This window comes from Salinicola corii, from assembly GCF_008298015.1.
Lineage (GTDB): Bacteria > Pseudomonadota > Gammaproteobacteria > Pseudomonadales > Halomonadaceae > Salinicola > Salinicola corii.
Map to the genome: position 1 here is coordinate 46,574 of NZ_VTPX01000004.1, position 21,174 is coordinate 67,747.

The window sequence follows — 21,174 nt, forward strand, 5'->3', positions numbered from 1 at the left end:
CCATGACTGCGCCATCGCGTAATCTAGGTCGGCTCGTTCACATGTCGTCTCGATAAAAGATACCACTGTATGGCGCCTGCCATTCCGCAGACTTTCTCGACCTTCAATATCCCTCCGACGCGAAGACATGTCGAAACCATCGACTTTCTGCTCGCGCGACCGTCGCTGGAGCTGCTGCCGGAGGCGCTGCGTCCCAGCGCCCGAGGTTTTCTGTTTTATCTCGCCACGCTACCCACCAGCGCACCCCACGAGTGTCCGGCCTGCGCGAGCCGCTCGATCGCCTTGGCCACACCCGCTGGCACGCATGGGTTACGGCGCGATGGCTATTACTGCCGGGACTGCAACAAGCGATTCAATGTCCTCAGCGGGACTCCACTTCGCCTGCTGCGCTCGGAAGAGAAGTGGAAACCCTGGATGAGTTATCGGTTCCAGGGGTTCTCTCAAGAGCTGATCGCGACCTTCCTGGGTATCAGCAACAAGGCCTCCATGACCTGGAGTCGGGCCTTCATGGAGGCCATGGCCGACTACGACACCGAATTGCATCGGTGGTGGGAGGATCATCAGTCCACGCATATTTCCGAGCTGACGGATGAAGCCGAGAAGGCCTTGGAAGAATGTGTCGCGAGGCTCACCGAGCTCTCCACCCTGACCGACAGGCACTGTCCCTACTGCGGCTCTTCATCGACCCAGGTGCTGACCAGCCGGCGCGCCACGGAGTATCAATGCCATGGCTGTGAGCGCCGCTACAACAACCTGACCGAAACGCCGCTTTCGCATATCCAGCACATGGAACTGTGGCCCGAATACCTGCGCCTTCTCGTGGTGGGGTATCACGATACGGAGATCGGGGAGCGATTGGGGTTGAGCAAATCGCTGACCAACCTGTGGCGGCAACGTTTTCTCGAGTTCATGCAGGCCCGCTGGCCGCTCTTGGTTCACTGGACCCTGTGGCAATGGTCCCGGCGTCGCGCCAGCGTACCGAGCGGACCGCGGACCTGAGGCGCCTTGCGATCCGGGCAAGGCGTGCCTGCGAACATCAAGCGACATCCACTTGGCAGCCTGGCGGACCATCGACCATGCTGAGAGCCCCGAATCCGGCAAGGAGGCCAGCATGAAACCCCACACGCTCTGGACCATCATCGGCACGTCCACGGCCATCATCTCTGGCGTGGCGACGCGAGAAGCGCTCAAGCGCACCACCCGGCGCCACGCCTTCGAACCGCCGGTCAATCCGGACGATCCCGATGTACGTTGGCGCGAAGCGCTCTTGTGGGGCGCCGCTTCCGGCGTCGCAGTGGGGGTTGGTCGTATCCTGGGCTGGAAAATGGCCTCCAGCGGACTACGCCGCGCCCGTCGGACTCGCCGGGGCCAACGCCTGCTCTCGCGTCTAGAGGATTGAAGGCTTGGCGCGTCTCCGGTCCCCCGGACAGGAGCCTGCCACATCACGCCTCGAGCCATGAACGCGAATCTAACTGAGAAATATTATTGATTGCATAAAGATCTCTAAGGATAATCCCCGATTCCGCCACTACAAAACCGCGGGCCGATAAAAAGGGATCATTCACTCTTGGGGATCAACACGATGAGCGATCGCAATCGCACGATCGTGAGCCGTGGGAATTCGCCTTGGTGGCACCAGACCACCATGGCGGTTTTCTGCGGCTCGACACTATTCGCCCTTCCCGTGATCGGGAACGCGCAGCAGTCACAAAGTGACGACGATTACCGCCTGTCACCGGTCACGGTTAACGCGCAGGCCGTGGGGGACGACAACGCCGATACCATTCTCGCCCGCGAACTCTGGGTCGGCGGCAAGGTCGCGACCAGCATTCAGGACACCCCGGCATCGGTTTCCGTCATCACCGAGAAAGAGATCGAGCAGCGCAACGCCAAGACTACCGAGGAAGTCCTGCAATATACCCCCGGCGTGACTACCGGTTACTACGCCTCTGATGATCGTAACGACTACTTCACGATTCGCGGCTTTCAGGCCACCACCTATCGCGATGGAATGACGCTTGGCTCCATGCGTGGCGTGCGTGAAGAGCCCTACGCGTACGAGCGTATCGAGGTACTGCGTGGCGCCAACTCGACACTGTTCGGCCCGGCCGATCCGGGCGGCTCGGTCAATTTCGTTAGCAAACGTCCTCGCTTCGAGTCCTTCGGCGAGGGTTACCTGGGCTTTGGCTCGTTCGACCATCAGGAAGTGGGACTGGATATCGGTGACACCCTTGGCGACACCGTGGCCTGGCGCCTCACCGGCAAGGCCAAGGACAGCAGCTACGAGTACGACCATTCGGATGACGACGATCAGTTCATCATGGGCGGACTGACCTGGGAGCCAACCGACCGAACCTCGGCCACGCTCATCTTCGACTATCTCAACCGCGACGGCACCGCCAACAGCGGCGGCTACCCGTTCGATCGCGAATATGACCGCAGCGATTTCTTCGGCGAGCCCAACTACAACTACCATGATGTCGAGCGCACCAATGTCACCGGTCTGTTCACGCATGACTTTGACAACGGTCTCATCTTCCGTGGCAACGTACGCTACAGCGACCTGACGGACGATTACGGTTATGTCTATCTGACCGACAGCGCAGGCCGCGTCGGCAGTGAAGTGGACCGCGGCTATATCGGCTCGGACACGGACGCCGAGGAGCTGATCGGCAATGCCATGCTGCAGTACGATGCCGACCTCGGCGAGGTCGACAGCAGCACAGTGGCCGGCGTCGAGTTCCGCGATGGCGAATCCACCGGTTACTCCGTCTACGCCGCTGGCACGCCGATCGACATCGACGACCCCGTCTACAGCGGCGCGCCCGCCACGCTGACGCCTTACAACCACGTGAAGCAGGAGTACGACACCCGCGCCGTCTTCCTGCAGCAGAACTTCTCGTTCTACGACACCTTCGTGGTCACGGCCGGCGTGCGTAATGACGACCTCGATCTCTCCAGCACCGACTACCTCACCGGCACCAGCGATTCCGACGATTTCTCAGAAACCACCTGGCGCGGTGCGCTGACCTATATCATCAATCCGGAAGTCTCCACCTACGTGAGTTACGTGGAGTCGGTGGCGCCGCCCACCATCGGGGTCACGCCGGAGCGCGGTAAGCAGTACGAAGTCGGCGTCAAATATTCACCACTATGGACCGACGCGCTATTCTCCGCCGCGATTTATGACCTGACTCGGGAAGACGTCGGCATCGCCGTCACCCAGGACGACGGCACCATCGACCAGCAGACGGTCGGCGAATACCGAGTGCGCGGTCTCGATCTCGAGGTCAAGGCCGAGGTCACCGAGAACCTGAGCGTGATCGGCGGCTACACCTACATGCAACCGAAAGTCGAGGAGGGCTCGATCACCGTCAGCGGCACCGCGGTCCCGATCGACGGCAACGACATCGAGATCGCGCCACGACACAGCGTCATGCTGTGGGGCTATTACACCCTGCCCGACCTCGACATGAGCTTCGGCCTGGGCGCTCGCTATACCGGCACCTACTACTTCGGCAGCGCCAACGACGCCAAGAGCGAAGCGGCGACACTGTTCGATGCCGCGTATAACTATCAGTTCCTGCCCAACACCGACTTCAGCGTCAACGTCACCAACCTGCTGGACGAACAGCACGTCGTCGGTTCCGGCACCGCGGACTACTACAACCAGGGTCGCGAGATCTTCGCCAAAGTGCGTTACCACTGGTGACGCCGACCATGGCGTGCGATGCCACCCCGGGCGGTACCGATTGCTCGGGGTGTCTGTGGATACCACTCTCTTATCCGTCGTCGTCCCGGTCCTAAGCGACAGCGAGCGATCTGTACGACGATGACCTAGTGTGGAACGAGCGCCCTAACCACGGACTCGGTCAACCGCTGCAGCGAGAGCAGCCCACCAAAGAGCCACACCGGTTCGATCTCTCTGACGCGACCTTCACGGACCGCCGGCAGGTGTTGCCAGACGCGGTTGTCGCGAAGCGCCGAGTCGACCGCTCTCGGAAACGGTTTGATGATCACGATGTACGCCTCCGGCCGGTCGGCAAGGCGATCGATGGGGATACTGGCGAATCCCCAGGCGCTGGTCGGCCCGGTCCAGGCGTTTGTCAGCGGCGTCCTGGAGAGGAGCGTGTCGACCATGCCGCCGCGTCCGAAGACGCGGACGTGCAGGGCATCGCTGAACTGCACGATGTAGACCGGCGCATCGACGTTCTTCAACGCCCGCGCGGCCGATGCCAGCACCCGGTCGGTCTGCGCGATCAGCGACTCGGCCCGTTCCGACGTTCCCGACAGCTGTGCAATGTCCCGCGTCATCGCGAGGGTCGCGTCGTAATACGGTTGGCCGGAGGAGAAATTGTCGATGAGGCGCACCGGCATCATGCGCTCCAGACGCGCATTGTCGCGGGCGAACAGAGAACTGCTGATCAGCAGGTCCGGCGGTGCCTGCGCAAGGAGTTCGAGATTGGGTTGATCACGCAGGCCCATGTTCAGCGTCTCTGGCGGTATCGCCGGTGACTGGACCCAGGCGTTGTAATTGGGAATGTCCGCGACGGCATACGGCGTGACTCCCAGCGCGATCAGGGTTTCGGCGGCACCCCAGTCGGTAGCGGCGATACGCGGCGTTGCATGGGCAGCGATCGCCAGCACCGGCCGCCACAGAAAGGCTGCCATGACCAGAATCCTGAGGAATGGAAAGCGGCGACGGCAGAACCTCCGCCGGGGATATTCAGGAGCCGACATCTACCAGTGGTATCGCAGCGTGGTCAGCACCGAACGGCCGTCGCCGTAGTAGCTACTGTTGCTGGACGAATCGATGTAGGAGACGTACTCCCGATCGAACAGATTGGTGGCATTGATCGCAAGATCGAGGCTGGGCGTCAGCGCGTAGCTGGCCATCGCATCGACCAGCGTATGCGAACTCGTCTTCTCGCTGTTGGTGTCGTCGATATAGGTCGAGCCGACATAGCGTGTGCCCAATCCGAACGTGAGATCGCCGCGATTGGCATTGCCGGGAATGGTGTAGTCGGCCCACACCGAGGCGATGTGCTCGGGAACGAGCAGAGGCCGGTTGCCCTGGTTACCCGCAATGCCGTCCTCTTCGATTTCAGAATCCCAATAGGAGTAGGCGGCCGTCAGGTCGAGGCGATCGCTCAGCGCCAGCTTGCTCTCCAGCTCGATGCCGCGGACGTTGACCTTGCCGATCTGGCGATAGACGTTCTGGCTCACCTGCGAAGCGACATTGGTCTGGGTCAGATCGAAGAGCGCGACCGTGAACAACGCCTGGGTATTGGCCGGACGATATTTCATGCCGACTTCGTACTGCTCCCCTTCCTGGGGATCGGCGCTGCCCGATACCAGATTGCGGCTCGTCGGCGGCTGGAACGACTCCGAATAGTTGGCGTAGAGCGACAGGTCGTCTAGTGCCTTGAAGGTCAGCCCGGCGCGCCTGGTGAAGGCGTAGTCGTCGGCCTCGTCGTCGACGGTGCGGGTGTTGACCTCGTCATAGCGTCCGCCGAGCGTCAGTATCCAGCGTTCGGCAAAGGTCAGTTCCTCCTGCAGATAGAAGCCCCGGGAGGTCTGTTTCTGCCGAAACTCGCTCGGTTCTCCAAGATCGACGCACGCCTTGCCACAGTACTGCGGGTTCTGGATGTCGATGCCGCCGGCGGTGCCGAAACGGCTGGTCTCCCGCACGTCGTCATGGGTGTAATCGAAGCCGGCCAGCGTACGGCTGCCGATCCCCGCGAGGTCGGTATCGTACTGGAGCTGGTTGTCGATGGCGGTCTGGTCACGCTCGCCGTCGACCACGAACGCCGTTCGCCCATTGGCCGGATTCGGGTCACTGAGATAGACGTGGTCGTAGTCGAGATCCAGATGGGTGTAGCGCGCGTTCTGACGGAATGTCAGCCCGTTGCCGAAATCATGCTCGAACAGATAGCCGATGTTGCGCTCGATCCGATCCATGTCGTTGTAGTCCGGCTCGCCGAAGAACGTATCCGGATCGAGATCGTAGCCGCGCGGCGTGGCGTGAGCGGCATTGGTATCGCGCTTGTTGAAGTCCGCCAGCAGCGTGAGCGTCGTCGCATCGCTGGGCCTGTAGGTCAGCGCCGGCGCGAAGTAGAAGCGATCGTCCTGGGTGTGGTCGGCGCTGAGTTCCGCATCCTGCCATTTGGTGGTGATGCGATAACTCCACTTGCCCGCCTGATCGATCGGACCGCCGAAGTCCGCCCCGGTCTCGGTATGATCTTCCCCCAGCGTGGTGTAGATCTCGCCGAACTCGTAGTCCAGAGGGCGCTTGGTGATCGCGTTGACCAGCCCACCAGGCGCATTCAGGCCGAACAGTGTCGATGTCGAACCCTTAAGCACGTCGATGCGTTGCAACCCGTAGGGTTCCAGCTTGCCACCGGTGAAGTTGACCGTTCGGCGCGACAGGCCATCGCGATAGGTTCCAAGCGAGGTGGCATTGAAACCGCGGATCATGAAGTAGTCGTAGCGATCGTCGGAGGCGTACTGGTCGACCGTCACACCCGCCGTATAAGAGAGCGCCTGCTCGAGATTCTGGACGTTGCGGGTGCGCATCTCCTCTTCGGTCACCACCGACACGGCGCTGGAAAGGTCGAGAAGATCGGTGTCGGTCTTGGAGCCCGTCGTCGTGCGCTCCGCCACGATGGTGGAGTCCGGCCCGACGGCGCTGTCGGCGATCGCCGCTGCCTCGACCGTCACGGTATCCAGCTCGGTGGTATCGCTGGTCTGGGCCGCTGCGGTAGAGGCAAACAGCAGGGCACTCGAGGATAGCAGCCCGTATGACAGCGGTCGGTTGAACCGACGGCGTGTTGCAGAGACAAGCTGTTTGCGAGCTGTGCCCGAAACGCATGACGACTTCTTCATGTTGTTCCCTTGATGACGCGCGGGCGCGCCGGATTTCTTGGTAAGTTCCCGGCGGGGATTGTGAAAATCCTGAGTGCGAGTGTCAATGATTATGATAAATATTCTCATTCGCATAACAATCCACTCCAGCAACCATCGCCCAACTGGAAAACAGCGCGGCCGAGAACGCCTTTGCCCGATGGACTTCAGAGATGACTCAGGGAGTCGGTAACGCTTGAATGATGAACACCGGGTCTTGCCCAGTGTCGTGAAATGCCGGTTGCCAAGAGCTAGGTCGTGCGTGTCGCGACGACCCATCGTTTCTGCCAGGACTTAGACGGATCGACACGAACATGGCGTTCGACCCTGCCACGACATTGACCATCGCCATCTCAGCAGACCTGCCTGACGCTGCAATGTCGCTCTCGAACCGTTGCCGCGGCCGCCCGGGCCTCCCCGGGCGGTGACGACGATATCAACGGCCCATGCTTTGTCTCGGCAAGCGGGATGATATCGGTGACTTGAGAACATAAGACATGTCATGGTCGACGACATCGAATCGAGCGTCATGGTAGGAGGTTGGTTCGTCAGAATCACAGATGGCCGGCATCAGGAAATCCTTCAACACCTGCTGCATCCGTCGTCGTGCGCCCCGATTCTCCAGATCGAGAAAATGCCCGGCATCGGGTAGCGTACAAAATCGACTGCCGTCGATGTAATTGCCCAGTTCGCGCACCGCTTCCGGCGAAGTATGTTCGTCAAGCTCACCGTTGACAAACAGGACCGGCACGTCGATTTTCCGATAGAGGTCAGTGTAATCCTCATCGTCCAGCGACAGGATCTGCTCGATATGGAAACAAGCCTGGTGGTATTCACGACTATCCAGCGACGAGAGATGCCGATGATTGACGTGCTTGAGCAGCTTCGGCAGGAAGCGTCCCACCTCATCGTTCATCAGTTTGGCCACATCACCGAAGCGCTCGGCCATCACCAGGTCGCGTGCCTTCGAAACGTAATTGCGCATGGGCTCGTTGAGATGGCTGGAGAATGAAGCCACGACCGCACGCTCGATGGAAAGCGGACGGCGGGCCAGGGCCATCATCGCGGCGTAGCCGCCCCAGGAGACGGACAACAGCGACTGAGGCCGGTAACGATCGATCAAGGCCAGCAGGATCTCGACTTCTTCATCCTTGGTGATGATCCCCCCTGCCGGGTTGTGTGGACGGGACTGCCCCGTGAAAGGCAGATCGAACAAGATGATATCCAGATCATCGCGCAGGTATTTCACGCAGTGATTGAACGAGCCGGTCGTGGCCAGCGCTCCATTGATCAAGATGATGCTCTTGCGGTTTCCCTCGCGACGATATTGTTCTACGTAAATTCGATATTCTTTGACTTGAACCAATTCTGTCGACGGTTTCATGCGTTCCCCTGACGTAAGGCAGTTTAGACGGACAAAAGTACCCCCCTCTCCCGCCACCTCGGCCTGCTTCCCTTTATCGATAGACTGAGTTTCAGCTAGGCTGACTGGTGTCGTTTTCCACCTTAGCATAAGATTAGTAAAACCTAATTTATGTTTCCATGAACATCCAGGGTCATTTTCGAGTCAGGCCTTGATCGGGAAGTGCCGGGGTATCGGAGTGGAACTCGTCGCGCGTTGCGGATGATCGACGTCGGTATACGCCTTGGGCGCCGGCGTCGAACCTCGTGGCAGTAGAGATCAGCGGCGGTCATCGCGCCGGCCAGCCGGGGCCTTCCGAATGAAAAACGCCCCGATCCTGGATCGAGGCGTTTCGGCAGAGGGGGCAGTGGCACCCGCCGGGCGGGCTACAACGCGCCGTCGGCGATCGCCCGCGCCATCGTCGGCGACAGCGGCAGTCGCGGCAGCAGTGTCGCCTGATAGGCATGGTAGAGATCGGCCTTGCCGCTCCAGACTTCGCTGGATGGCCGATTGTGGCGGTCGAGCTCCTGCCACCAGCTGCCCCGCTCGCGATCGATCAGGAAGCGGTCGATGTAGTCCCAGAAGCGGCGATACCAGACCTCGTAGGTCGCGTCGCCGGTGCGCTTGAGCAGCACGGCCGCGGTGGCGGCGGCTTCGGCCAGGGTCCAGTGCATGCGCTCGTGCACCACCGGTCGGTTGTTCCAGTCGTGGGTGTAGACCAGCCCCGGTTCTCCATCCACGTGCCACGCCAGTTCGGTGGCGCTGCGGAACAGGCCCTGGGCATCCTCCAGCAGCCACCCGGGCGCCGCTTCGCCGTGGCGCAGCAGCCCCCCCTCGAGATGCAGCAGCAGCCGGGACCACTCGAAGGCGTGACCGGGCGTCGCGCCATAGGGCCGAAACTGATCCTTGGGCGTGTCTTCGTTGTAGTCGCGCCACTCGTTCCACTCGCTGTCGAAATGCTCCACGACGCGGTAATCGTTGGGCCTGGCGTGGGCGTGGATGATCTTGTCGACGATAGAGAGCGCTCGTGCCCGCCACTTGGGCTCGTCGAGGACGTCGGCCAGTTGCAGGAAGGCTTCGGTGGCGTGCATGTTGCTGTTGCCGCCGCGGTACGCTTCGTCCTCGCGCCAGTCGCGGGAGAATCCCTCGCGCATGCGTCCTTCATCTTCCGACCAGAACCGGGTTTCGATCACGCCGACGATGTCGTCGAGCAGCGGGCCGGCCGTGTCATCGCCGGCCTGCCAGGCACTGGCCGCCGCCAGCGCAACGAAGGCGTGAATGTAGGCCTGTTTGGTCTGTGACGCCCCCGCCTTCGGTCGCTCGCCATACCAGCCACCATATTCGTCGTCCCGCAGCCCGCCCCTCAGAGCCGCCACGCCGTGCGCGACCAGCGGCATCATGCCGGGCTCGCCACGCATGGCGGCCAGGGCAAAGCAATGGGTCATGCGGGCGGTGATCATGGTGTCGGGGTTGGCGTCGGAGGGAAGCCGGCCATCTTCATCGAGAGCGGCGAAACCGCAGTCGGGATGACGCGAGGCGCGGTAGAACGCCAGCAGACGTTGCCCCTCGCTCTCCAGCCAATGATGGTGCGCCGGCCGGTCCAGCCAGCTATCCTGCCGCGGCGGCAGATTGAAAGTCGTACCTGGCATGCTGGTAAGGGCCTCCTCTGCCCTGTCTTCTCTTACGCTTTGTCTGAAAAATGCCTGCGCTCACCCATCCGGCGTTAAAAATCGACTCAAAATGCTCATTTACCCACGTAAACTGGAGCGCCAGCCCGGTCCTTCTTTCGCCGATTTTTGCCTTGTCTGGCTATCGCTCGTCGATCTTTCAGACAGAGCTTAGACGATGTCTCATTGGGATCGTATCGCGCGCCTATTCACTCCGTCCGGGCGGCAAAAGTCCATTCCACCTTCGCCGTCCTGTCTGGCGCGTATCAACCATTGACGACCATCCCGCCGTTGAGATGCAGCGTCTGGCCGCTCATGAAGGAGGCGTCGAGAGAGGCCAGAAAGACGTAGCAGGGACCCAGTTCGGATGGCTGTCCGGCACGACCCATCGGCGTATCGGAACCGAAGTCCTCGAGCATCTGAGGGTCGTGGGCACCCAGCGTGGCTGGCTGGAGCGGCGTCCATACCGGGCCCGGCGCCACCGCGTTGACGCGAATGCCGCGACCGACGACCTGATTCGACAGCGCACGGGTGAAACTGACGATCGCCCCCTTGGTCGCGGTGTAGTCCACCAGGAAATCGGGGCCGATATAGGCGTTGACCGACGTCGTGTTGATGATCGCGTCGTCCTCGCCCAGATGGGGCAACGCCGCCTTGGTCAGATAGAACATGCCGTGCATGTTGGTGGCGAACGTCTCTCGCCACAGCTCGTCGTCGAGCTCGGCAAGGTCGGTACACACCTGCTGGGTGCCGGCATTGTTGACCAGCACATTGAGTCCGCCGAAGGTCTCGATCACCTGGTCGAGCGCCTCGCGACAGAAGGCGACATCACGAATGTCGCCCGCGACCAACAGGCAGCGGCGGCCCTCTGCCTCCACCAGGCGGCGGGTCTCCTCGGCGTCGTCGCTCTCGCTGAGATACATCACCGCGACATCGGCCCCTTCCCGGGCGAAGTGAATCGCCACCGAGCGGCCGATACCGCTGTCGGCGCCGGTGATCAGCGCGACTTTGTTTTCCAACTTGCCGCTTCCCCGGTAGCCTGGACGGATGAACTCCGCCGGCGGCCGCATAAGGCTCTCCTTGCCGGGTAGAGTCTGGCTCTGGGCATGAATCTCCGTTTTCTCGACCACGTCACGATCTCCCTGCAACTGGATTGGATGAATCGAGTCACGTTCGATGAACAACCGACAGCGACGGTTGGCACCAGTGAATGACGATGGGATGTGATTAGTCCTAGTCGAGTCGTTTCGATGGCGCAAGCCAGAGGCGAACGCGAAGCATGGTGGTCCTCCGCCCGACCGCATCGAAGCTGCATGCAGTGACAGCACGGTGGCATGAAAATTGGGAGGGATGGGAGCGTGACACGAACAGTGAGGCGCCGGAAAGAGATTCGGTGGGTCGATCCACGACATGATCGCTTCCGTCGATACCGCTCGTCCTGAGCGCCACCGAATCATCAAGCGGTCCTTCGTTTGACTTAAAAACGTACGACTACAGTAACGTTCCGACTCCTGCCACACGATGATCCGAAACACCGGTGGTCCGCCGAGGGGCGGGCTGCCTGCCCGTCTTCAGGGGATCCTTCCCCTGTCGCGCCTTCCTGGAGCCCCCTCGCGGTAGAACCAAGATAGGCGGTTCAGGTTCCGGCCCATAGATTCAAATGCCCGGGTGAATCTAGTGCATTTGCGGGGCAAAATACGCTAAATAACATTGAGCTACATCATGTTTCCGAACTGCCCTGGAAACCTCGTTGGCGCGCCCAGACGATCGCCTCGCCGCGACTGTGAACGCCCAGCTTCTGATATAGCGACGCCACGTAGTTGCGTACGGTGCTATGGGCCAGCTCCAGCCGGGAGGCGATGCGCTTGTCCGAGAGCCCTTCGCAGATCAGCCCCAGCACGTCTCGCTCCCGCGCGCTCAGGTCGGCCAGCGCCGGCTGGTCGGATAGTGCGGCATCGTTACCCGCGCCGCGAACGTTGGCCAGCTTTTCCACCAGCGTGCGGGTGAACCAGGAGGCGTCCTTCATCACCGTCTCGATCGCATCGGACAACTGGTTCTCGTAACGCTTGCGCTCGCTGATATCCACCAGCGTCAGCAGCAGGCAAGCGCGGTGATTGATCTCGACCGCTTCCGCCGCCAGCACGTAGATCGTCGGATTGTTGGCGTCGTCAACGCCATGCACCTCCATCTCCTCCACGTGGCTAGCCTTCTCGAGCGCTTTCAGCAACTGCTTGCGCGTCTGCGGCGTAAAGGGTGAATAGTCTTCCAGCCCGGGAGGCTCCGAGGTATCGGCGCGTCGGATCAGGTCACGCTCGAATGCCGCGTTGGCCTCGATCAGTGTCAGGCTATCGGCGGATACCAGTGCCGTGGGAACCGGCGACATCTGGAACACCGTGGCGAACAGCGTCTCGCTCTGGCGCAGGGCGTGCTGTGCCTGCCGGGCGGGCTCCAGGTCGGTGAAGGTCAGTAGCATGCAGGGGGCGTTCTCGACATCGATCGGCTGACCGGCCACGATCACGCACTTGCTGCCATCGTCTCGCCCGCCGAGGTGCAGGACGGCTTCCGTCTGGGGAATCGATCGACCGGCGCACAGTCGCTGGATCGCCGATTCGCGCTGGGGCGAATGGGCGAACACGTCGAACTCGTAGATCGAGCGCTGCAGGATCTCCTCGGCTTCCATCCCGGTCATGTCCAGGAAGCCCTGGTTGACGCGAATGAAACGCTGGCTGTCGAGGTGGCAGATCAGCGCCGGCGCCGGGTTGGCGCTGAACGAGCGCTCGAAGCGCTCCTCGGCGTTCATCAGTTCGGTGATGTCTTCGATGACCAGGGCCAGCGCATCCGGTCGCCCTTCCCGCGACAGCGTCCTGCCGCGTACCCGGTGGTAGCGATCGGGCAGCTCGGGGTCGCCGGGCCGGACCTCGAGAATCACGTCCTCGAACGCCTCGCCGTCGAGCAAGCGCTCCATCGGAGAACGACCCTCGCCAACCTCGTGGTGGTTGCGGTAGTAGAGCTCGAAGCGTCGACGATAGGCATCGACATCCGGCCCCAGCTCCTCGAGCGATTCAACCCCATGCATCTCCAGCGCCGCGGGATTGGCCCAACGCAGGCGCCCGTCGGGGTCCAGCAGCACGATGCCATCGGAGAGATCGGCAATGAGCTGATGCAGCGGCGACTGGATCGCACCAGGGTTCTTCTCAGGTTCAGACATCTCGTTTCACCACGCTCAGTCATGCTCGGCATCGATCACGACGCAGGGCACGGTTTGAATCGAACACGCAATTGCCACGTCGGCCAAAGCACTCGCCGAAGCGCGGGTCAGCCACCTGCCACGCCGAACCCCCACCCCACCAACGCCGTGACACCCATCGCCAGCGCGCCCCAGAAAGTGACCCGTACGATGGCCACGCGCAGACGCGACCCACCGATTCGGGCCGATAATGCTCCCAGCAGAGCCAACGCCAACAACGAGCCCAACGCCACCACGATGGGCGTCGCCACGGTGAACGGTGCGACCAGTACGCAGATCAACGGCAGCGCCGCTCCGGATAGGAACATCAATGCCGACGCCATGGCCGCCTGAAGGGGCTTCGCCTGATTGACGGTACTGAACCCCAGTTCGTCGCGGGCATGAGCAGCCAGGGCGTCGTGGTGCATCAACTTTTCGGCGACGTCGTAAGCGAGGGCCGGCGTCAGGCCACGTGCTTCATAGATCGACGCGAGCTCCCGCACTTCGACGGCGTAATTGGCATCCAGTTCGCGCCGCTCCCGCGCCAGGTCGGCGCGTTCGGTATCCTTCTGCGAGCTGACCGAAACATACTCCCCCGCTGCCATCGACATCGCACCGGCCACCGCACCCGCCGCACCCGCCGTGAGCACGCCACCCGGCCCCGCGCCCGCCGTCACCATGCCGATCACCAGGCTGGCGGTGGAGACGATACCATCGTTGGCGCCCAGTACCGCAGCCCGTAACCAGCCCACGCGGTCCGAATAGTGGCGCTCCTTGGGTATGGTCATGCCTGGTTCCTGCCCTGACTCGGATTTCATGACGCTCCCCGTCAACTCCTCATGTGGCGAACCTTGCCGCTTATCTCGCCGCCATTGTCTCGACGTCGAACCTAGCCATCTTAAGCCAAGCCGTCCATGGAGAGACACGCTTTCTGAATTCGCATGACTTTTCCAACGGAGCGCCCATATCTCCCCTCCTGACTTATCGAAATAATTTCGATTTCGGCCAAGCGATACCTTCGATTTCATTCGTTCAAAATCACCAATCCTACCGGGGCCATTCTTCACGAACTCATCGTATTCGAGGACATTCATAACGACGTTATCCAGCGTCTTGTTCCGTCACCACAGAATTTTTGCCTCCTCTCAGCCCTTCTCTATCCAGAAAGCGCTACGACCTAGCACAAACCGATATTGGTGATATTTACAACCTTGGTATGAAAGAGATTTCCTACAAATCAACCTTAACTAACTTAATTGATTGATTTTAAACAAATAAATTTTAAGCCGGACAAGTATAGTTTAGACCTTTGTCTTTATAGACCATGGTTACAATGAAAGTTTACTAAGTAATAGAAATAATGACCTTCCACAAGAGAGCTGAACGCTTCGACGACGATCAACACGACACATGAGGAACATCACCAGCCATAGCCGAAAACACGCTGCACGAGCAGGATAGGATATCGAACAATCCTCGGCGCATATTTTCGACTTTTTGCCGTTGACACCAGGCAACAGGTGTCGATAACAACGCGACGGCTTAATCGTTATATGGAACATTATGGATATCTAATAATGATGATGATCCCAGGGGAACACGACCACAACATCCACAGTTAATAAAAAATGGATTGACTCATATCTCTTTCGATATCGATCGCGATACTGAGTACGCCGAGCACGACGCCTTGGCAGAGCCACTCGCGTGGCGCCGATACGCCGGCCACACGCTTTCCGGGGCGCCTTGCGTAGCCGATCGATTCACTCCGGCTGCCAACAACAGCAATCAACGACAAGACCACGAGGGACAGAAACAATGATTGCCTCACACTCCGTGCTACGCCGGCCACTCCTTGCCGCCGTCATAGGCGCATCCTGCGCCGTGCCGGTACTGGCTCACGCCGACATCAACCCCGAGTTCTTCGGCTACGCCCGATCCGGTATCGGTTCGACCTCCGGAGGCGGCAGCCAGACCTGTTTCAAGGCAGCGGGCGCTCCGGCCAAATATCGTCTGGGAAACGAATGCGAGACTTATGCAGAGATTGGCCTGGGCGCACAGCTCTATCAGCAGCAGGATGCCACCTTCGATTTTGCCAGCCGAGTCGCCTACGTCACCGCGCAGGACAATGACGACGAATCGCTCAAGGACGACGACAACAATGTTGCGCTACGGGAGATGTACGTCTCCGGCAACAACGTCGTCGGCGGCCTTCCCGGCGCCACGCTCTGGGCGGGTAAGCGCTTCTACAAGCGCCACGACATCCACATGAACGACTACTATTACTGGGACTTGTCGGGACCCGGCGTGGGAATTTCGGATATCGATGTCGGCACTGGCAAGCTCAGCTTTGCCTGGGTCCGAAGCTCCGGATCGGATGTCGACTATCTTCCCGACGAAGACCAGCGACTCTCCGACGACACCATCGATGTTCGCTGGACGGACATCCCCGTCAATCCTGGCGGCTCGCTGCAACTCGGTGTCGACTACGGCCGCGCTTCTCTCCCCGACTGGCAGAAGGATTACTACGACGACCGGGGCGTCGATTACGACGAGGGCGACAAAGGCTGGATGGGCACCATCGAGCACACCCAGAGTGGCTGGTTCGGTGGTACCAATACCGTGGCCCTGCAGTACGCCACCGATGGCATCATCACCAGCGACGGCAATGCGGTGGGCCGTGCATCCGGCAGTCTCCAGCAGGAAGGCGACATGTGGCGCATCCTCGACCAAGGCCATGTCTGGCTTGTGCAGGACAAACTCGACATGCTCTATACCGCAATTTACGAAAACAAGGATATGGACGATAACACCGGCCGCAAGTGGTTCTCCGCCGGTGTGCGCCCGGTCTACTACTGGAACGACATCATGAGCACCGCGGTCGAGCTGGGCTACGACCATATCGAGCCACAGAGTAACGTCTCAAGCTACAACGACAGCGACCATCATCTCACCAAACTGACCATCGCCCAGCAGTGGTCGGCGGGACGCGGTGCCATGATCCGCCCGACCATTCGTCTGTTCGCCACCTATGCCAAATGGAACGGCGACGCCTACCTGGACCGAGATGCAGAAGGATATCGCCAGGCCAACTCGCTCGACACCGGCGCCGGCCCCAACAATGTCGACTTCGACGATACCGACGGGCTGACGTTCGGTGCGCAGATGGAGGTGTGGTGGGGTAGCTGAGCCCCGACCGCGAGATCCGCGCTCGCGCTGTTTCGATCCCTTGGGCTCCGGAGACTTGCCGCTCCGGAGCCGTTTTCGTCTCCAGCAGGAGTCCTCGAATGTTGAGTTCGTATCGCTTTGCCGTGCCGTTGAGCACCCTTCTTTTCGCCCTGGCAGGATGTAGTACGCCGCTGATGGCGCCCCAGTCCCCGACCATTCCAGCCCATCAGGGGCAGCAGGCCCTGGCAAGCACGGCGGACTGCTGTGCTTCGCTGGCCAGTCTGCCGTATCAGCCGATATCGGCGCAGGAGACCCTGACGCTGGACTTCACGCCGCCGGCGCCGGTTCACGACTTCGGCGACGGCAAGAGTTTCTTTCGGGCGTTCGAGCTCCCACACAACGACGGCCCGGTGGCGATCAGCGTCACCAGTCCGGTCCAGGACGGGCAGGTGTTCGCGCCCACGATTCTGGTGCTCGATGCGGCGTTCCAGCCGGTAAGGAAGGTCTCGAGTGATTCGCTCCAGGTACATCGCCCCACCGGCTTCTCCACCGCCCGTCTCGAGGGTCAATTCAGCCTGACACCCGGCCCCGACGCCCAGTACCTCGTCATCTACTCGAGCGACAGGGATCGCCAGGCAGCGACACAATACGAGTCGGAGGAAAAAGCCTACGCAAGAGTCAGAGGACTGGCAGAGCCCCCCGGGCCTGACCCTCGCGCCGTGCATGCTCCCACCGGCACGATCACCCTCGAGATCACTGCGCGGACCGGCGACGCCGGCCAGACGCCACTGACTGCCGCCGCACCGTCGCCAGCGCTTCGACCGGCACCGTCCGGATCGCAGGGGGCCCCAGCGACGGCCTCGGCACCCGCTTCAGCCGCAGCGAACGATACCGCCGACTTCGATTACCGGCGGATGATCGATGCCGCGCTCAAGGCCGGTGATGTCGAACTCGCTCTGGAACTGGCGGAGCGTGCTGAACGCAGCGGACACCCCGGCACTCGAGCCTGGCTGGCAAATAAGCTGCAGGCCAGAAAGCCCTGACGCCGCCGGACGATGTACTGATGGTGCGTCGTCGCCGTGGCGCTGCCAGGCGCGTCACGGCCATGTCTCGCTCGGGGCCATCTCGAGTTGGCGCTATTCGAGGATATGGAACCCGTCGAGGTGGCGTTGATTGAGGGAGAGCCCCAGCCCCGGCACGTCGTCGGCGAGGTCGAGATGCCCCTCGACCGGTTCCGGGTCGCCCTCGAACAGATAGTAGAAGAGCTCGTTGCCGATCTCGACGTCATGCACCGGAAAGAACTCCGACATCGGCGAGGCCAGTGACGACATCGTCAGATGGTAGTTGTGCATCTGCCCGGCATGGGGAATCACTGGCACCTCGAACGCTTCCGCCATGGCGTTGATCTTGCGCGCCACGGTGATGCCGCCGACCCGATTGGTGTCGTACTGGATCACCGAGACCGCGCGCTTCTCAAGCAACTGACGGAAACCGTGGACGGTGAACTCGTGCTCGCCGCCGGAGATCGGCATCGGCGCGATTCGGTTGAGCTCGGCATAGCCGTCGACATCGTCGGCGATCACCGGCTCCTCCAGCCAGCGCAGCTCGAACGGCGCCAGCCTGGGCAGCATCCGCCGGGCGTAGTCGAGATTCCAGCCCATGTAGCAGTCGGCCATCAGGTCGATGTCCTCGCCGATCACTTCTCGCACCGCAGCCACACTCTTGAGGTTCTCGCGCATCCCTTTCGGCCCGTCCTTGGGGCCGTAACCGAAGCGCATCTTCATCGCCTGGAAGCCTTGGTCGAGATAGCGCTGCGCCTCCGCCTGCATGGTGTCGAGATCGTCGTGATAGAGCTTGGAGGCGTAGCAGGGAATACGCGCCTTGGTGCGCCCGCCGAGCAGCTTGAACACCGGCTTGTCGAGTGCCTTGCCCATCAGGTCCCAGATCGCGATATCAATGCCCGAAATCGCCGCCATGCCGATACCACGCCGGCCCCAGGCCAGCGTGGCGCGATACATGCGCTGCCACAGGTATTCGTAGTCGAACGGATCCTGCCCTACGATCAGCGGCGCCAGGTGCTGGTCGACAATGGTCTTGGCGACCCGCGGTGCCAATGCCACGTTACCCAGGCCGACCAGGCCGCTATCGGTCTCGATCTCGATCACCACCCAGCCGTGGAAGCGAAAGCTCTGCATGGCGTCGCCTCGATCCCACAGGGCATCCATGGCATTGGTGCAGAAATGCGCCTTGGGCGGCACCGTCTCGCCCTTCCATTCGAAAACCCGGGCACGGACTCGAGTGATTTTCATGTCGGGACTCCTGTTCGTTGATGGATGTCGTTGGCGTTTTTCTCTCAACCCACGAAGGCGTTGGCGATCAGCAACGCGACCAGCCCGGTCGCCCAGCCCAGCGTCGTCGGTACCGACAGCACCAGCAGCTGATGCTTGGCGGTCTTGACCCCCAGCAGCCGGTTGACCACCCAGAAATAGCTGTCGTTGAAATAGCTGAAGAAGAGCCCGCCCAGACACGCCGCCTGCGCCGCCAGCACCATGTTGACGTCCGGCATCGAGGCCAGGATCGGCGCCGAGATCGACGCCCCGGTGATCATCGACACCGTGCCGCTGCCCTGCACGAAGCGCACCAGCGTGGCGATGATGAACGGGATCAGCACCGCCGGCAGTGCAAGTCCGGCAATGCCTTCGCCGATGTAATCGCCCGCACCGCTGGCCCGCAGCACGGCACCCAGCGCGCCCCCAGCACCGGTGACCAGCAGGATGATACCGGCGCTTTCGACACCCTTTTCCAGATGCGCCAGCACCTGGTCCTTGGGCATCTTCGGCACCAGCCCGTAGACCGCCACCAGCACGCCGATGCCGACCGCAATCACCGGGTGGCCGACGAACTGGACCACTTGCACGAACAGGCCCGGCGAGTCGCTATCGCCCACCACAGCGGTGACCAGCGTATTGAAGAAGATCAGCACGATCGGCAAAGCGATTGGCATGACGGACATACGCAGCGAAGGCAGTTCGCTCTCGGCCAGTTGTCCCCACATCGGATCCTCGTCGTCGTCCCGCTTCAACGAACCCGGCACGTCGCGTTCGATCATCGCCTCGATACGCGGCCCCATGAAGCGGGCATAGAGCACCATCACGATCAGCGCCGGCGCGGTGAAGACCAGGCCCCAGGCGATCATCAGGCCGATATCGACACCGAAGATACCGGCGACGCCCAGCGGCCCCGGCGTCGGCGGCACCGCGCTGTGGGTCACCGCCAGCCCCGAGGCCAGCGCGATACCCAGCGTGAGTACCGAGCGACCGCTGTTGCGGGCCAATGCCCGGACCAGCGGATTGAGGATCACGTAGGCGGAGTCGCAGAAGATCGGAATCGAGACGATATAACCGGTAAGCGCCATGGCCCAGTCCTCGCGCTCCTTGCCGAGCAGCCTGAGGATCGAATAGGCCATGCGCTGGCCGGCGCCGGAGACCTCGAGAATCCGCCCCATCATCACCCCGAAGCCGATGACCAGACCGATGGTGGAGAGCGTCTTGCCGAAACCGGTGGTGATGGCATCGATCACCGCGTTGGGCGACATGCCGCCGATCAAACCGGCGATCGAGGCGGCGATGACCAGGGCGAGCAGCGCGTGAACGCGGGTCTTCAGCACCAGCGCGATCATCACGAAGATGGCGATACCCAGGCCGATGATGACCTGGGGGCCTGCGACAGTGGCATCTGTCATGGCGTGAACTCCTTGTGGCTTTATTGAGTGTTGTTGCCTGTCTGGTTCAAGGAACGGATCTATCGGGTGCGGAGCGTCTTTTCAGGGAACGGATCAGTTGTCGAGTTCGTCCCCGCGCTCGTCGTCGAGATAGGCGTGGATGATGGCGTCGAAATCGCTGTCGGCCTGGAAGCCGAGACCCAGCGGCCGCTCGACCTCCAGCCCGCCCGGCCAGCTGGCGACGATGGCGTCGATGGCGGCATCCGGCTCGACTCGCACCAACTGGCGGGCCGAGGGGCCGGCCACGCGCTCCAGCGCATCCAGCATCTGCGTCACCGTCACCGTGATGCCGGGCAGGTTGAGCGTGCGCCAGTCGCCCAGCGCCGCTCCATCGAGCAACAGCGCATGGACCAGATTGGCGACCACGGTGCGCGGCGAGGAGAGCCACAGCGGCAGCTCGCCGACAACCGGACAGATCACCTCGACGCCTGCCAGCGGCTCGCGAATGATCGAGCTGGCAAACGACGAGGCCGCCCGGTTGGGCTTGCCGGGGCGCACCACGATGGTGGGCAGGCGGCAGACACGGCCATCGACGAAGCCGCGCCGGCTGTAGTCGTTGACCAGCAGCTCGCCCATCGCCTTCTGCGCGCCATAGGAAGAGCGCGGCTGCGGGCCGATCGCCTCCGCCACCGGCTGGGAAAGCCCCGGCCCGAACACCGCCAGCGAGCTGGCGAACAGGAATCGCAGCCGCTTCGGATGTGCCCGGCACGCCTCCAGCAGCGTGCGCGTGGCATCCAGGTTGACCCGCATGCCGAGCTCGAAATCCGCCTCCGCCTGGGCGCTCACCACCGCCGCCAGATGGCAGACGGCGCCGGTGTCGTCGCCAAGCGCTTTCGCTATCAGCGCCGGATCGGCGATATCGCCGGTGAGCGATTCGACCCGATCGTCGGCCACCGGGCACGCTGCCAGATCGATCGACGTGACTCGCGTGATGCGCTCCCCATCGATCGGGGCACCTTCGTCCAGCAGGCGCTGAATCAACCTCGCGCCGAGAAAACCGGCGCCTCCCGTCACGATCACATGCATC

The 21,174-nt window shown here is 61.8% G+C and carries 15 protein-coding genes; 5 read left to right on the top strand and 10 right to left on the bottom strand.

Annotation, left to right across the window (positions count from 1 at the left end):
* Nucleotides 1–69: 69 nt before the first annotated feature.
* From F0A16_RS08660 to F0A16_RS08670, 3 genes are all read left to right on the top strand, one after another.
* Nucleotides 70–999 (top strand): IS1 family transposase, encoded by a 930-nt coding sequence (locus F0A16_RS08660; protein ID WP_149435005.1) that lies wholly within the window; start codon nucleotides 70–72, stop codon nucleotides 997–999.
* A 112-nt stretch (nucleotides 1,000–1,111) separates the two neighbouring features.
* Nucleotides 1,112–1,399, top strand: a complete 288-nt coding sequence (locus F0A16_RS08665) for a DUF4235 domain-containing protein (RefSeq protein ID WP_149435006.1) — start codon at nucleotides 1,112–1,114, stop codon at nucleotides 1,397–1,399.
* Between the two features lie 183 nt (nucleotides 1,400–1,582).
* On the top strand, nucleotides 1,583–3,712 hold the full coding sequence (locus F0A16_RS08670; RefSeq protein WP_149435007.1) for a TonB-dependent siderophore receptor: 2,130 nt from the start codon (nucleotides 1,583–1,585) through the stop codon (nucleotides 3,710–3,712).
* Nucleotides 3,713–3,837: 125 nt separating this feature from the next.
* Here F0A16_RS08670 and F0A16_RS08675 read toward each other — a convergent pair whose 3' ends face one another.
* The 7 genes from F0A16_RS08675 to F0A16_RS08705 all read right to left on the bottom strand — a co-directional run bounded on the left by F0A16_RS08675 (nucleotide 3,838) and on the right by F0A16_RS08705 (nucleotide 13,986).
* Entirely contained in the window at nucleotides 3,838–4,671 is an 834-nt protein-coding gene (locus F0A16_RS08675; RefSeq protein ID WP_187775956.1) for an ABC transporter substrate-binding protein, read from the bottom strand.
* 69 nt (nucleotides 4,672–4,740) lie between these two features.
* Nucleotides 4,741–6,885 carry a TonB-dependent siderophore receptor gene (locus F0A16_RS08680; protein ID WP_149435009.1) on the bottom strand — a complete coding sequence of 715 codons (2,145 nt, stop codon included), beginning with the start codon at nucleotides 6,883–6,885 and terminating at the stop codon, nucleotides 4,741–4,743.
* A gap of 454 nt (nucleotides 6,886–7,339) precedes the next feature.
* Nucleotides 7,340–8,416: an alpha/beta fold hydrolase gene (locus F0A16_RS08685; RefSeq protein WP_239023766.1), complete on the bottom strand. Its 1,077-nt coding sequence runs from the start codon at nucleotides 8,414–8,416 to the stop codon at nucleotides 7,340–7,342.
* 275 nt (nucleotides 8,417–8,691) lie between these two features.
* Nucleotides 8,692–9,954 carry a D-mannose isomerase gene (locus F0A16_RS08690; RefSeq protein WP_149435010.1) on the bottom strand — a complete coding sequence of 421 codons (1,263 nt, stop codon included), beginning with the start codon at nucleotides 9,952–9,954 and terminating at the stop codon, nucleotides 8,692–8,694.
* Between the two features lie 284 nt (nucleotides 9,955–10,238).
* On the bottom strand, nucleotides 10,239–11,102 hold the full coding sequence (locus F0A16_RS08695; protein WP_239023767.1) for an SDR family oxidoreductase: 864 nt from the start codon (nucleotides 11,100–11,102) through the stop codon (nucleotides 10,239–10,241).
* Nucleotides 11,103–11,692: 590 nt separating this feature from the next.
* On the bottom strand, nucleotides 11,693–13,180 hold the full coding sequence (locus F0A16_RS08700; protein WP_149435011.1) for a PAS domain-containing protein: 1,488 nt from the start codon (nucleotides 13,178–13,180) through the stop codon (nucleotides 11,693–11,695).
* 107 nt (nucleotides 13,181–13,287) lie between these two features.
* Entirely contained in the window at nucleotides 13,288–13,986 is a 699-nt protein-coding gene (locus F0A16_RS08705; protein WP_149435012.1) for a VIT1/CCC1 transporter family protein, read from the bottom strand.
* Between the two features lie 1,030 nt (nucleotides 13,987–15,016).
* Between F0A16_RS08705 and F0A16_RS08710 the strand changes: the two genes are divergently transcribed.
* Both F0A16_RS08710 and F0A16_RS08715 read left to right on the top strand, forming a co-directional pair.
* Nucleotides 15,017–16,387 carry a maltoporin gene (locus F0A16_RS08710; RefSeq protein WP_149435013.1) on the top strand — a complete coding sequence of 457 codons (1,371 nt, stop codon included), beginning with the start codon at nucleotides 15,017–15,019 and terminating at the stop codon, nucleotides 16,385–16,387.
* A gap of 98 nt (nucleotides 16,388–16,485) precedes the next feature.
* Nucleotides 16,486–17,409 (top strand): MalM family protein, encoded by a 924-nt coding sequence (locus F0A16_RS08715; protein ID WP_149435014.1) that lies wholly within the window; start codon nucleotides 16,486–16,488, stop codon nucleotides 17,407–17,409.
* A gap of 93 nt (nucleotides 17,410–17,502) precedes the next feature.
* On the opposite strand, the gene F0A16_RS08720 is transcribed toward F0A16_RS08715, so the two are convergent.
* From F0A16_RS08720 to denD, 3 genes are all read right to left on the bottom strand, one after another.
* Nucleotides 17,503–18,675 (bottom strand): L-rhamnonate dehydratase, encoded by a 1,173-nt coding sequence (locus tag F0A16_RS08720; protein ID WP_149435015.1) that lies wholly within the window; start codon nucleotides 18,673–18,675, stop codon nucleotides 17,503–17,505.
* A gap of 44 nt (nucleotides 18,676–18,719) precedes the next feature.
* The gene (locus F0A16_RS08725; RefSeq protein WP_149435016.1) at nucleotides 18,720–20,108 is read right to left on the bottom strand and encodes a GntP family permease; all 1,389 of its coding nucleotides are present in this window, start codon (nucleotides 20,106–20,108) and stop codon (nucleotides 18,720–18,722) included.
* A 93-nt stretch (nucleotides 20,109–20,201) separates the two neighbouring features.
* Nucleotides 20,202–21,173, bottom strand: coding sequence for a D-erythronate dehydrogenase (gene denD, locus F0A16_RS08730; protein WP_149435017.1), 972 nt, complete (start codon nucleotides 21,171–21,173; stop codon nucleotides 20,202–20,204).
* Between the last annotated feature and the right edge of the window lies 1 nt (nucleotide 21,174).